This window comes from Streptomyces sp. Da 82-17 (genome assembly GCF_046098215.1).
Classification (GTDB): Bacteria; Actinomycetota; Actinomycetes; order Streptomycetales; family Streptomycetaceae; genus Streptomyces.
The window spans coordinates 95,779-109,049 of record NZ_JBJURH010000005.1 but is presented as its reverse complement, the minus strand read 5'-3'; the positions used below and the strand labels follow the sequence as shown (position 1 = coordinate 109,049).

The following is a 13,271-nucleotide window of genomic DNA, read 5'->3' as shown; positions in this document are numbered from 1 at the left end:
GACACCGTGCCTGTCGAAACCGCGGCGGACCGCCTGCTGCTGCACCGGGCCCGCAGCCACGCCCTGTCGACCCGGCCGCCGGGCCCGGACACGCACCCCGGACCGCAGGTCACCCCTCGTACCGGCCCCAGAGTCATGCCGGGTCGACTCCCCATGCACGGCGGTGAGTTGCTCGACCTGGACGCCCTGCTGCGACGCTCGCTCGCCGCGCACGATCCGGCCGACGGGCGGCTGCGCGGTGTGCCGTCGGCGGGCGGCCTGCACCCGGTCGACGCGCACGTCCTGGCCGGGCCCGGCTGCACGGTCCCGCCCGGGCGGTACGCGTACGACCCCGTCGCCCACCACCTCGTCCTGCGCGGCCCCGCACCCGCCGACGCGCCCGAGGGCGCCCTCGTCGTCCTCACCGTCACGGCCCGCCGCACCGTCTCCCACTACGGCCACCGCGCCTGGCCGCTGCTGCTGCTCGACACCGGGCACGCGATGGCCGGGCTGCTGACGGCGGCCGGGGAGCACGGGGTCGGGGCGGGCGTGGAGTGGTGCCTCGACGCGGACGCGGACCTGCTCGCGGCGGCGGGCGGGATGGACCCCGGGTGGGGTGAACTCCCGTTGGCTGCCGTGCACTTGGGGCTCGGCGGCACCGGCGGGGGAGAGGCGGCCCTGGCCGCCTGGGCGCACGCGGGCGGGGTGCGGGACTCCGGTTCCGTCGACCCGTCCGGCGTGTCGCACCCCGAGCTCCGCGCGGCCGAGGAGGTGCTGCGGCTCCTCGGCCGCGCGGGCGGGTCGACGACCGGCACATGGCGTCCCGGGCGGGTCGCCGTCCCGCCGCGCTCCGGACGCAGTGCGATACCGCCCCTGCCCGGCGTGCCGTCCACTGCGCAGCTGGCCGCGCTCCTCGGCGTGGCGGGCTCCGTGCCGGGTCCGCGCTGGTGTGCCGCGGTCGGCGGTCCGGGACCGTCCGTCGTCGAACTCGGCGCCGGAAAGCGGGAGTTGACGGTGCTCGCCCGAGGCGACGCCCGAGGCACCCTCGCCGTGTGGGCGGCCCGGCAGGGCTGGCTCGCCGACTGCGGGGCCGTGCTGCTCGCGTACGGCTGCCCGCTGGACGCCGGGCCCGCCCAGGTGCGGCGCTACCACATCGCCGCCGGGGCCGGCGCGGGCCTCGCCCAGGCCCAGGCCGCCGCGCTCGGACTGCGCTCCCGGCCCGTCGGCTCCTGGCAGGGCGCGGACCTCGGGGCGGCGCTCGGCGGGCCGCCGCAACGCGACCTGATCGTGCACGGCCTCGCCCTCGGAACGACCCGAGCACCCGCTCAACACCCGCCGACAGAAGGCCAGTTGACGGCACCCGACCTCGCCCACGCCGCCGAAAGCGACCGCACCCCATGATGCTGCACCGCGAACTCCTCACCGCGGCCCGCACCGTACGCCGCCCCCTCGCGCACGCCACCGCCCTGCTCGCCGCCGTGACCGTCACCCACCTCGCGCAGGCCGTGCTCCTCGCGTACGCGCTCGCCGCCATCGCGCGCGGCGACACCGCACCCCTGCCCGCACTGCTCGGCGCGATCCTCGGCGTGGTCGTCGCACGCGCCCTGCTCACCCGACGGCAGCGCCAAGTCGCCGTACGCGCAGGCTCGTCGGCCCGCGTCCGGCTGCGGGACGCGCTGCTCGCCCAGCTCGGCCGGCTCGGCGACACCCACCTGACCACCGCGCGGGCGGGCGCCGTGCGGGCCACGCTCGTCGACGGCGTCGAGGGCGTCGACGCCTACCTCTCCCGCTACCTGCCGCAACTCGCCGTCACCTGCCTCGTACCGCCGCTGCTCCTGATCCCCGTCGGCGTCCTGCAGCCGTACGCGCTGCTCGCCCTCGGCCCCGCCCTGCTGCTCGCCCTGCTCGTGCCGCGCTGGTGGGACCGGCTCCTGGAGCGGCGCGGCAAGGAGCACTGGGACACGTACGAGGGGCTCGCCGCCGACTACCTGGAGGCACTGCAGGGCATGCCCGCGCTGCGCGCCGCCGGGGCCGTGGGCCGCACCCGCGCACGGCTGGAGGACCGCTCGGCGGCGCTGCACCGGGCGACCGTCGCCAAGCTGCGCGTGTCCCTCGTCGACACCGGGCTCACCGACCTCGCCGTGCAGGGCGGCACCGTCGCCGCCGCGCTGCTCGCCTGCGGCTCCGCCGCGACCGGCACGGTCACCCCGGTCGGCGGCTATCTCCTCCTCATGCTCGCCTCCGAGTGCTTCCGGCCCGTACGCGACCTGTCCCGCGAGTGGCACGCCGGCTACCTCGGCGTGTCCGCCGCCGACGGCATCGCCGCCCTCCGCACCGCCGAGCCCGGCGTGTCGGACACCGGGACGCGACCCGCCGACTGGGGAGCCTCGCCCCAACTCCGCTTCGACGCCGTCACGTTGACCTACCCGGGCGCGGCGCGGCCCGCGCTCGACGGTGTCTCCTTCACCGCCGAGGCCGGGCGGACCACAGCCGTCGTCGGCCCGTCCGGCGCCGGGAAGTCGACGCTCCTCGCCCTGCTGCTCCGCCGCCGCGAACCGGGCAGCGGCACGGTCACCGTCGACGGCGCGCCCGTCGCCGCGTACCGCCTGGACGCGCTGCGCCGCGGCATCGCCGTCGTGTCGCAGGAGACGTACCTGTTCCACGCCACGATCGCCGCCAACCTGCGCCTCGGCCGCCCCGACGCGAGCGACGCCGAACTCGCCGCCGCCGCGCGGGCCGCGGGCATCCACGACGAGATCACCGCCATGCCCGACGGCTACGACACCGTGATCGGCGAACGCGGCGCCACCCTCTCCGGCGGCCAGCGCCAACGCCTCGCCCTGGCACGGGCGTTGCTCGCCGACGCGCCGGTCCTCGTCCTCGACGAGGCCACCTCCGCCGTCGACGAGCACGGCGAGGCCCGCATCGGCCGCGAGCTGCTCCGCGCCGCCGCCGGCCGCACCTGCCTGGTCGTCGCCCACCGCCTGGAGTCCGTACGCCACGCCGACCGCATCGTCGTCCTCGACCACGGCCGCGTCGACGCCGCCGGCACGCACGAGGAACTCCTGGAGCGAGGCGGGCTGTACGCACGGCTGGTGCGGGCCGACCGGGCTCCGGCCGCGGATGCCGACGGCCTCGCTTCCGACGCCTCCGACGAGGGAAGGGCCGCATGAGCGTGACCACCGTACGAGAAGATCCCCTGGCCCAACGAGGCGCTCTGCGCGGCCTGTTGCCCGCACTCGGGCAGCACCGCGTGATGGTGGCCCGCACCTGCGCCGCCGCCGTCGTCGACCAGGCGGCCCTGGTCGCCCTCGTGACGCTGGTCGCGCACACCGTGGGCGCGGCCGTCGTCGACCGCACCCCGCCCTCCGGCACGACGGTCGCCCTGCTCGTGGGCCTCGTCCTGCTGCGCGGCCTCGCCACCTGGCGCGAGATGGACCTCTCCCACGACCTCGCCTACCGCGTCCTCGCCGCGCTGCGCGTACGCGTCTTCGACGGGCTGGCCCGCAGCGCGCCCGCCCGGATCGGGGGCCGCCGCAGCGGCGACCTCGCGGCCACCGCCCTCGCGGACGTCGAGGCCCTGGAGTTCTTCTACGCCCACACCACCGCCCAACTCCTTGCCTCCGGCGCGGTGTTCGGGGCCGGGGGCGCGGTCCTCGCCGTGCACGAGCCGTGGCTCCTCGCGGCCGTGCTGCCCGCGGCGCTGCTGCTCGTCGTCGCCCCGTTCGTCGGCGCAGGCGAACGGGCCGCGCGCGGCGCCCGTACCCGCAAGGCCGCCGCAGAACTGTCGGCGGACGCCGTGGAGAGCGTCGACGGGCTGCGCGAACTCCTCGCCTTCGGCGCGCTCGACGCACGCCGCCGCAGGCTCGCCGAGCGCGGCGCGGAGGTGGGCGACGCGCAGCGCGCCGAACAGTCCTGGGAGGCCACGGCCGCCGCCGTGCGCGACGTCACGGTCGTCGCCGCCGTGCTCGGCGTCGTCGCGGCCGCCGCGCACGCCGTCGCCGTGGGCCGCCTCCCCGGCGCGCTCGCCCCCGCCGCCGTGGCGCTCGCCCTCGGCATCCTCGCCCCGGTCGCCGACGCTGCCGCCGCGCTCGGCCAGGCCGGCGGACTGCGGGCGGCGGCCACCCGGGTCGGCGCGGCCCTGCGCGCACCCGCCGGCGCGCCCGCCCCGACCGCGCCCGTCCCCGTACCGGCCGGGCCGCTCGGCCTGCGGCTGCGCGGCGTCCGCTTCGACTACGGCGGGGCGCCCGTCCTCGACGGCCTGGACCTGGACGTGCCGCCCGGCCGTACGGTGGCGCTCGTCGGCGCGTCCGGCGCGGGCAAGTCGACGTGCGCGCACCTCGTCGCCCGCTTCTGGGACCCGTCGGCGGGTTCGGTCGCCCTGGTCACGCCGGAGGGTGCGGCCGTCGACGTACGGGAGGTGGCGGACCCGGAGCTGCGGGCCGCGCTCGCCGTGGTCGGCCAGGAGGCCCCGCTGTTCCACGGGACGCTCGCGGAGAACCTGCGGCTCGCCGCGCCCGACGCGTCCGACGCGCACGTCGCCGAGGCCGCCCGGATCTGCGGCGTCGACCGTATCGCCGCCGAACTCCCCGACGGTTACGGCACGTTGGTCGGCGAACGCGGCGCCACCCTGTCCGGCGGGCAGCGGGCCCGCGTCGCCCTCGCCCGCGCCCTCGCCGCCGACCCGCGCGTCCTCGTCCTCGACGAGACGACCGCCCACCTGGACACGGCGGGCGACGCGGAACTCGCCACCGCCCTGGCTTCGGCGTCCGAGGGGCGGACGACCCTCGTCATCGCCCACCGCCCGGCCACGATCCGCCGCGCCGACACGATCGCGGTCCTCGACGGCGGGCGCATCGTGGAGCGCGGCACGTGGGCGGAGCTGTCGGCGGCGGGCGGCGCGTTCGGGCGGATCGCGCGGCGCACTCCGCCCGAGTAGCCCGTTGCGGTCACGCCCGATGATCTTCCGGTGAGGCGAAGAAAGTCTCGCCCTGCACCGGTCACACAATAACTTCGCCATGATCAACTTCGATTGCGGCCCGGTCGTGAACCGGGCCGCGAACGGCGAAGGAGTTCCGCACGTGCACCGCTTGGGGAGAAAGTCCGTCATTTCCGGTGCGGCCTGGGTGGCGGCGACCGCCGTCCTCTGGCCGACCGCCGCTTCCGCCGCCGAGGAAGCCTGCTTCGACCGCGAGAAGCAGCCGTACACATCCGTGGTCGACGGCCATCTGCATTTCCGGCCGTTCGGCGGTGAAGCCGTCCCGTTCAAGGAAATGGTCGGCTATCTGAAGAAGAGCGGCGTCCGGCACGCGAGCGTCTTCGGCATCGGGCAGCGACTTCCGGTGAACTCCGACTGCACCTACTACCTCGACTGCCCCGGCACCGCCGTCACGCCGAGCCTGAAGAACGACATGGCGAACGCCGAGAACGTCGTGGAGTTCAAGCCGAAGGACGTCGACCTGACCCTGTCCATGACGTTCCCCGACCTGGCCGACCCCGATTCCGTACCGGCCGGAATGCGCATGCTGGACAAGGAATACCCGGGAATGTTCCGGTGGATGGGCGAGGTCAACCTGATCAAGCAGGCCATCCTGCCCAACCAGCACGAGCCCGCGGACCTCGACGACATCCGCCGCTGGGCGCCCTTCATGGAACGCCTCCGGGAACGCGAAATCCCCCTCACGATCCACTCGGACCTCGGCAACAACGAGAACCCGACCCAGTACCTGCACCTGATGCGGGAAGTCCTCAAGCGCTACCCGGAGAACAAAATCGTCTGGGCGCACATGGGCCTGTCCAAGGAACTCACCACGATGAAGCCCGACCGGCACATCCGCATCATGAAGAAACTCCTGGACCGGCACCCCAACCTCACCCTCGACCTCAGCTGGAGAGTTCTGGAGGACACGTACTTCAGCAAGACGGGAATCCGCGAGAAGTACGCCGACTTCCTCGACGCCTACCCGGAAAGGGCCATCCCCGGCACGGACTTCGTCGCCTCGCGCAACAAGAACTACAAGGTGTACGAGCAGGAACTCGAAGTCACGAGCCGCATCAACAAGGCCCTCGGTGACGAGGCATTCCGCAACATCGCCCTCGGCCAGAACTACTTCGAGCTGCTCGGCATCAAGGAGACGGCACCGCAGATCTGCGAGGCGTGAGCCCTTCGGGGAACTCCGGGGGCCTCGGGGGAGTACGGGGAAATCCGAACAGCAGAAAGCAGGCCCGGCGCACTTCCTCGCGCCGGGCCTGCCGTGCGTCCCCCCGGGGGGGGCGTCCGAGCCGGCGGTGCTGTGTTGACCGTCGGCCACGACCGTCGTGCCGTCCGAGCGTTGTACCGGTCGAACCGAGAACGAAGACCACGAAGACACGAAGACCACGAAGACCACGAAGGAACAACCCGCACGTGACGAACACGAACATCCCCTTACGTCGGACCCCGCTGGATCCGCAGGGCTCACGGCTGGGGCACTCCGCCGAGCACCCGGGTTTCGCCGATCGCGCCTACCTGCGCCGCCGGAACACGATCGTGGCCGCGGCGGACGGCCACCGGGTCGGCGAACCGTCACCGCCCATCGGCTACACGGAGGCCGAGCACGCGACCTGGCGCACGGTGTACGCGGCCCTCGTGGACAAACAGCAGGGGCGCGTGTGCCGGGAGGTGCTGCGGGCCCGCCGGGCGGCGCCGATTCCCGCCGACCGGATTCCGCAACAGGAAGAGGTGTCCGACCGCCTCCAGCCGCTGACCGGCTTCCGTTTCACGTTGGCGGGCGGGATGGTTCCCAACAAGCGGTTCCTGGGAGCGATGGCGGACGGCTACTTCCACGCGGTGCAGTACGTGCGCCACCCGGCGATGCCGCTCTACACCCCCGAACCGGACATCCTCCACGACGTGTTCGGCCACGGCACCCACCTGTGCGACCCGTTCTTCGCCGACCTGTACCGCACGGTGGGCCGCGCCGCCGCCCGAGTGGAGTCGACCGACGCACTGGAACTGCTCAGCCGCGTCTACTGGTACACCCTCGAGTACGGCATCGTCCGGGAGCGAGGTCTGCCCAAGGCCTACGGCGCCGCGCTGCTGTCCTCGTACGGCGAACTCGACCACTTCACCCGGGCCGACATCCGCCCCTTCAGCCTTCCCGAACTGATCCGACGGCCCTATCGGGACCTGGTCGCCGGCTACCAGCCGGTCCTGTTCTGCGTCGACTCGCTCCCCCACCTCGCCGAGCTCCTGCATACCTTCTGCGACCACTTCGACGACGACACCCCGGCACGCCACGGCATGTGCCCGGAGCCGGCGAGACGGTCGACCGGGGGGTGACGGCCGCCGCCTGCCGACCGCGCACAACTCCCGTACGCGCGACGGAACTTCCGGCCCGCGGTGGGCCCCCCTGCGGAAAACCGCAGGGCCCGCACCCCCGGAAACCCGCATCAGCCCGACGGCTTCCCGCATACCGCCCCCGAGCTGCGCTTTCTAGCGTGATCCCCGGATCGCGGCGCAACGGCCGCGGCACGCGTTTCGTACGACGTGACGGGAGACCTCGACATGGACCACAGCACCCTCGCCCTGCCCCAGGAGCCGGCCGACGGCATCGCGGGCTGGGCGGCCGACCTGGTGGACGTCATGGGGGCGTCGGGGGCCGGGATCGCCGTCGCGCTGGAGAACCTGTTCCCGCCGCTGCCGAGCGAGATCATCCTGCCGTTGACCGGATTCGCCGCCGGGCAGGGCGTCATCAGCCTGTTCGCGGCGCTGTTCTGGACCACCCTCGGCTCGGTCGTGGGCGCCGCGGTCCTCTACTGGATCGGCGCGCTGTTCGGCCGCGAGCGGATGTACGCGATCTGGGCCCGGCTGCCCCTCGTCAAGACCTCCGACCTGGAGCGGACGGAGCGGTGGTTCGCCCGGCACGGCACCAAGGCCGTCCTCCTCGGCCGCATGGTGCCGATCTTCCGCAGCCTGATCTCCGTCCCCGCGGGCCTGGAACGCATGCCGATGGCGACGTTCCTCACCCTCACCGCCGTCGGCAGCCTGATGTGGAACTCCGTTCTGGTCCTGGCCGGTTACTGGCTCGGCGACCGGTGGGGGACCGTCGAGGGTTACGTCGGCGTGCTCAGCAAGGGCGTCCTGGTCCTGGTCGTCGCCGCGCTCGCCTGCTACGTCGTGGTCCGGCTGCGCTCCCGCGGCCCGGCCGCACAGCATCGTCGTACGTCGTGAACAGGCGGTTCCCGGGACCTCCGAACGATCTTGCCCCCGGCCGCCGGGCCCGATTACTGTCGGCCGACGTGCAGGGGGATGCGGATGCGGTGGATGCGAAGGACTCGGCAGAGCGTGAGCCCGCGCCCCGCTCGGCACCGCCCCCGCCGTTCCCCCGCCGCGCCGCCGGAGCGCTCCTCGGCTGCCTCACCGCGCTGCCCGGGCTGCTGTACTTCGTCGTGGCCGGGACCCTCCTCGGCCCGTTCCTGCTGTGGCCGCGCACCCGGCGGCGGGCCTTCGCCGTCCTCGCCGCCGGGGCGCGACGGCTGACCGCCCTCGAACGCCGGCGCCGCGCCGTCTTCTTCGGCGACCGCCTCCCCGACCGCCCGGTGCCCGACCGGCGCCTGCTGCGCTACCTCGCCTCCCGTACGTACGCAGGTCTGCTCACCGCCGTCGTCCTCGGGCTGCTCGTGTTCGGCGTCGTCCTCGCGGGGCTGCTCGTCGCGAGTCTGGTCCGCGGCAGCCTCGACTGGGCCGAACTGCCCGCGCAGATCGTGCTCGGCGGGGTGCTGCTCTTCCTCGACGTACAGGGCCTGATCTCGCTCGACGCGCTCGACGCACGCCTGGCCCGCGCGTGCTTCGGCCGCTCGGAGCGCGAGCGGATGCAGCAGCGCATCGACGAACTGGCCACCAGCCGGGCCGCCGTGCTGCAGGCCGTCGACGCCGAGCGCCGCCGCATCGAACGCGACCTGCACGACGGGGTGCAGCAGCGCCTGGTCGCCCTCGCCATGCTCCTCGGGCGGGCGCGCCGCGGCAGCCGTACGCCCGAGCAGGCCCGCGGCCTCCTCGACCAGGCGCACCAGGAGTCGCAGGACGTCCTGACCGAACTGCGGGAAGTGGCCTGGCGGGTGTACCCGACGGCGCTCGACCACCTCGGGCTCCAGGAGGCGCTGGCCGGGGTGTCGGAGCGGTGCGCGATCCCCGTACGGACCGACTTCTCGGTCGCCGTACCGCTGCCCGCATCCGTCGAGACCGCCGCGTACTTCGTCGTGTCGGAGGCGGTCACCAACGCCGCCAAGCACGCGGCCGCGACGGAGATCCAGGTGAGCGTCCGCGCGTACGGGCCGGTCCTCGTCGTCCGCGTCGAGGACGACGGCGTCGGCGGGGCGAACCCCGACGGCAGCGGCCTGACCGGGCTGCGCTCCCGGGTCGGCGCCCTCGACGGCCGGCTGCACGTCCACAGCCCCTCCGGGGGACCCACCACGATCACCGCGGAGCTGCCGTGCGCGTAATGCTGGCCGAGGACTCGACCCTGCTGCGGGAGGGGCTCGTACGGCTCCTCGTCGAGGAGGGGCACGAGGTCCTCGCGGCCGTGGGCGACGCCGACGCCCTGCTCCGGGAGGTCGAGGCCCGACCGCCGGACCTGGTCGTCGTCGACATCCGCATGCCGCCGACGCACACCGACGAAGGCCTGCGGGCGGCCCTCCGCATCCGCGAGCGCCGGCCCGCCGTCGGCGTCCTGGTCCTCTCCCAGCACATCGAGCGCAACTACGCGGCCCAGCTGCTCACTTCGAGCGCGGAACGGGTCGGCTACCTGCTGAAGGACCGCGTCGCACAGGTGGAGGAGTTCCTCGACGCCCTCGACCGCATCCACGCGGGCGGCGCGGCCATCGACCCGGAGGTCGTACGGCAGTTGCTGATCCGTACGACCCACACCGACCCGATGGCCCGGCTGACCCCCCGCGAACGCGGCGTCCTGGAAACCCTGGCCCAGGGCCACACCAACGCGGGCATCGCGGAGCAGCTGCACATCTCGCTGAGCACGGTGGAGAAGAACCTCAACGCGATCTTCGACAAGCTGGAACTCCCGCACACGACCGGCTACAACCGGCGGATTCTTGCTGTGCTGCGGTATCTGGAGTCTTGAGGGCGGGGGCGGGGCGGCGGGGCGCGGTTGGGTGGCCCCGCCGACCTCAAGCTGCGCCCTCGGCCGGACGGTCGGCGGATGCGGTGGTGCGGGTGAGCGTGCGGTCGAGGGTCAGGGGCAGGGGGGTCGTGGGGGTCAGGGCCAGGAGGGATGCGGCTGCTGCTGCGGTGAACACCGAGCTGTTCAGCGGGGCTTGGGGGCCGGAGAAGAAGAACATCGACAGCGCGAAACCGAGCAGGACCGCCGCACTGGCCCATGCCGACGCACGCACCCGCACGCCGAGCAGCAGGGTGACGCCGAGGATCGCCTCCACCACGGTCGCCGCACCGCCCGCGACGTCGACGAGGCCGTCGGACAGGTAGGGGGCCAGGTCGTGGACGTACGACAGGTAGGCGTCGTAGTCGCCCCACGCGACGTTGCCGGTTCCGGCCGCGCCCCAGAGGCCGAAGCGGTCGGCGACCGCCGACAGGAATCCCGCCGCCAGGACGAGGCGGGCCAGGAGTGTCGTGACCGCCCAGGGCCGGAGGGCCGCCGGTGCGGTGTGCCTGTTCTTCACGCCTGCTCCTCGTACGTCACCTGGTGCTTGGCGGCCAGCCGGTTGAGCGCGGCGGGGTCGAGTCGGCCCTGCCTGCTGATCTCCCGACGGTTCTCGATCAGGTCCTCCAGGAGGCACTCCCAACCGCCCGGCGAGGAGATCTGCAGTACGCGCGGCGGCGGGGTGGAGGCCGGGCGGAGTGCGTGCGGTACGCCGTACGGCAGCAGGACGAACCCGCCCGCCGTGACCGTGCGCACCCGGTCGTCGAACTCGACGGCGAGCTCGCCGTCGAGGACGTACACGGCTTCGTCGGCCACGTGGTGCACATGGCGCGGGACGGCCTGGGCCACGACCACCTCCAGCAGGGAGAACCGGCCCTCGGTGTCCCCGGTCCCCGCCTTCACGGTCATGGCGGGCGGCAGCGGCACCCGGGTCGGGCGGGAAGCGCCTGTTTCCAGGAGGATGAAGCGGTCCTCGGGAGCGCGGGGTTCGGACACGGACAGGGACGCGGGCTCGGGCTCGGGCATGAGCTATCCTTCCGTAACGGATGCGGAATCCGATTCCGTTTAGAGCTCAGCAGAGGGAACACAGCGATGTCAAGACCTTCACGGGCCGACGCCGAGCGCAACCGCCTGCGGGTGCTGGAAGCCGCCGAGGCCCTGTTCGCCGAGCGCGGCGACGAGGTGCAGATGGCGGAGGTGGCGCGCGCGGCCGACGTCGGCATCGGCACCGTGTACCGGCACTTCCCGAACCGGCAGGCCCTCGTCGAGGCCGTCACGGAGCGCCGTTTCACGCAGATCCTCACGTACGCCGAGCAGCACTGCCTGCCGCGTACGGACACCCGCGAGGCCGTCGCGGGCTTCCTGACCCACGTGGGCGAGATGCACGAACAGGGGCGCGGCCTCTCCGGAGTGATCGAGGCGGCCTTCGGTTCGACGGCCCCGCGGGGTGCGGTCGGGGACGCCCTCATGGATGTCGGCGAAACCCTGGTCGCCCGGGGCCGTACGGACGGGACGCTGCGCGCCGACGCGACCGTCGCCGACCTTTACATGCTGGTCGGCGCCGTCGCCGCCCTCAGCCGCAACGGCATCGGGGACTGGCGCCGGTTCATCGACGTCACGCTGGACGGCCTGTGCGCCCGCTGAGGCCACGTGCGGTGCGTACGTGCCGTTCGCCTAGCCTGTCCGGCATGAGTCGTTGGGAAGAGTTGACCGGTGGCGCCTCCGGGGAGGACTACGCCGCCAGGTTCGAGGCGCTGGCCGCGAGCGGCAAGGACATGCACGGTGAGGCACGGCTGTGCGCCGCACTCGTACCGCCCGGGGCGCGCGTGCTGGACGCGGGGTGCGGCACCGGCCGCGTCATGATCCGCCTGGCGGAGCTCGGGTACGACTGCGTCGGGGCCGACCTCGACGCCTCCATGCTGGCCGTCGCCCGCCGACAGGCCCCCGAACTCCCGTGGATCCAGGCCGACTTGGCGACGCTCAGCCCCGACGAGCTGCCCGGTGGAGCGGACTTCGACCTCGTGGTCGCCGCCGGCAACATCTTCCCGCTCCTCGCCACCGGCACCGAGCCCACGGTCGTCGCCCGCCTGACCGCGGCCCTGCGCCCCGGCGGCCTGCTGGTCGCGGGCTTCGGCCTGGACGCCGCCCACCTGCCGGTGCCGCCCACGATCACCTTGCAGGAGTACGACACCTACTGCACCGAAGCCGGCCTCACGCTCGTCAACCGCTTCGCGACGTGGGACGCCGACCCCTACGAGGGCGGGGGGTACGCGGTGAGCGTCCATCGGGCGGCGGCTTGAGGGGCGGGCGGTTTGAGGGCCGGGCGGGGGCGGTGGCACGGCGGGTGCACGGCGGGCCGAACCGGCTGTTCCGGCTCGTCCTGGTCGGTTCGGAGAACCTGCCCGGTTCCGAGAACCTGCCCGGCTCGGAGAACCCGCCCCGCTAGCGGTCGCTCGGGGGTTCGCCGCTGCGGGACCAGCCGCGGCGTTCCCCTTCGTCGATGAGGAGCCGGCCGGCCTCCCACAGCGGGCTGGAGGCGTCGCCGATCACGGCCTTGCGGCGGCGCACGTCGTCCGCCGTGACGCCCGGCGTCCGCCAAGTGCCGCCCCGTGCCATCCAGTTGAGCAGCAGCGGCTGCAGGCGGTCCATCGCCTTGGCGAAGCGGGCCTCGGGCGTGCCGCGTGCCTCGAACTCGTCCCACAGGGCGCGGATCCGCAGCGCCTGGTCGTCGGGCAGCAGCGCGAACAGCGCGTCGGCGGCCGCCGCCTCCCGCTCCTCCTGGTCGACCCCGGCGGCACTGTCGTACAGCGGGGTGTCGCCCGCGTAGATCTCGACGAGGTCGTGGACGAGGACGAGTCGGACGGTGTGCCCCACGTCGATCGGCTCGTCCGCGTGCTCGGCCAGGAGCAGCACCATCAGGGCGAGGTGCCAGGAGTGCTCGGCGTCGTTCTCGCGCCGCTGCACCGAGACGAGCGGCGACTGCCGCACGACCGCCTTCAGCCGGTCCACCTCGACGAGAAAGGTGAACTGCTCCCGCAACCGCTCGTCCAGCCCGTCGGGGAACGGCGCCCTGTCCACCAGCAGGTTCCGGTCGCCATCAGCCATGGTCATGGGGGCATCGTGGCACGGGGGAGGGGG

The 13,271-nt window shown here is 73.8% G+C and carries 13 protein-coding genes; 10 read left to right on the top strand and 3 right to left on the bottom strand.

The features are described 5' to 3' along the window. The first annotated feature begins 6 nt into the window (after nucleotides 1-6). The 8 genes from ACIDOF_RS10305 (at nucleotide 7) to ACIDOF_RS10270 (ending at nucleotide 10,097) form a co-directional block, all read left to right on the top strand. Nucleotides 7-1,380, top strand: a complete 1,374-nt coding sequence (locus ACIDOF_RS10305) for a nitroreductase (RefSeq protein ID WP_409005465.1) — start codon at nucleotides 7-9, stop codon at nucleotides 1,378-1,380. Beyond that, nucleotides 1,377-3,152, top strand: a complete 1,776-nt coding sequence (locus ACIDOF_RS10300) for an ABC transporter ATP-binding protein/permease (protein WP_409005464.1) — start codon at nucleotides 1,377-1,379, stop codon at nucleotides 3,150-3,152. The genes ACIDOF_RS10305 and ACIDOF_RS10300 overlap by 4 nt, the downstream gene beginning before the upstream one ends. Further along, nucleotides 3,149-4,918: an ABC transporter ATP-binding protein gene (locus ACIDOF_RS10295; RefSeq protein WP_409005463.1), complete on the top strand. Its 1,770-nt coding sequence runs from the start codon at nucleotides 3,149-3,151 to the stop codon at nucleotides 4,916-4,918. Before ACIDOF_RS10300 ends, ACIDOF_RS10295 begins: the two co-directional genes overlap by 4 nt. 79 nt (nucleotides 4,919-4,997) lie before the next feature. Continuing rightward, nucleotides 4,998-6,140: an amidohydrolase family protein gene (locus ACIDOF_RS10290; protein WP_409005462.1), complete on the top strand. Its 1,143-nt coding sequence runs from the start codon at nucleotides 4,998-5,000 to the stop codon at nucleotides 6,138-6,140. 245 nt (nucleotides 6,141-6,385) lie between these two features. Further along, nucleotides 6,386-7,300 (top strand): phenylalanine 4-monooxygenase, encoded by a 915-nt coding sequence (locus tag ACIDOF_RS10285; RefSeq protein ID WP_409005461.1) that lies wholly within the window; start codon nucleotides 6,386-6,388, stop codon nucleotides 7,298-7,300. Between the two features lie 225 nt (nucleotides 7,301-7,525). Beyond that, nucleotides 7,526-8,191, top strand: coding sequence for a DedA family protein (locus tag ACIDOF_RS10280; protein WP_409005460.1), 666 nt, complete (start codon nucleotides 7,526-7,528; stop codon nucleotides 8,189-8,191). A gap of 89 nt (nucleotides 8,192-8,280) precedes the next feature. Continuing rightward, on the top strand, nucleotides 8,281-9,462 hold the full coding sequence (locus ACIDOF_RS10275) for a histidine kinase (RefSeq protein WP_409005459.1): 1,182 nt from the start codon (nucleotides 8,281-8,283) through the stop codon (nucleotides 9,460-9,462). Beyond that, nucleotides 9,462-10,097, top strand: a complete 636-nt coding sequence (locus ACIDOF_RS10270; RefSeq protein ID WP_409005747.1) for a response regulator — start codon at nucleotides 9,462-9,464, stop codon at nucleotides 10,095-10,097. Before ACIDOF_RS10275 ends, ACIDOF_RS10270 begins: the two co-directional genes overlap by 1 nt. Before the next feature lie 46 nt (nucleotides 10,098-10,143). Here ACIDOF_RS10270 and ACIDOF_RS10265 read toward each other — a convergent pair whose 3' ends face one another. After that, complete coding sequence (locus ACIDOF_RS10265) at nucleotides 10,144-10,653, bottom strand: hypothetical protein (RefSeq protein WP_409005458.1); 510 nt, start codon at nucleotides 10,651-10,653, stop codon at nucleotides 10,144-10,146. Next, complete coding sequence (locus ACIDOF_RS10260; RefSeq protein WP_409005457.1) at nucleotides 10,650-11,159, bottom strand: cupin domain-containing protein; 510 nt, start codon at nucleotides 11,157-11,159, stop codon at nucleotides 10,650-10,652. The genes ACIDOF_RS10265 and ACIDOF_RS10260 overlap by 4 nt, the downstream gene beginning before the upstream one ends. A gap of 66 nt (nucleotides 11,160-11,225) precedes the next feature. Here ACIDOF_RS10260 and ACIDOF_RS10255 point away from each other — a divergent pair, with 66 nt between their 5' ends. Then, entirely contained in the window at nucleotides 11,226-11,777 is a 552-nt protein-coding gene (locus tag ACIDOF_RS10255) for a TetR/AcrR family transcriptional regulator (RefSeq protein ID WP_409005456.1), read from the top strand. 44 nt (nucleotides 11,778-11,821) lie between these two features. After that, nucleotides 11,822-12,433 (top strand): class I SAM-dependent methyltransferase, encoded by a 612-nt coding sequence (locus tag ACIDOF_RS10250; protein WP_409005455.1) that lies wholly within the window; start codon nucleotides 11,822-11,824, stop codon nucleotides 12,431-12,433. Nucleotides 12,434-12,575: 142 nt separating this feature from the next. On the opposite strand, the gene ACIDOF_RS10245 is transcribed toward ACIDOF_RS10250, so the two are convergent. After that, nucleotides 12,576-13,244 (bottom strand): HD domain-containing protein, encoded by a 669-nt coding sequence (locus ACIDOF_RS10245; protein WP_409005454.1) that lies wholly within the window; start codon nucleotides 13,242-13,244, stop codon nucleotides 12,576-12,578. Between the last annotated feature and the right edge of the window lie 27 nt (nucleotides 13,245-13,271).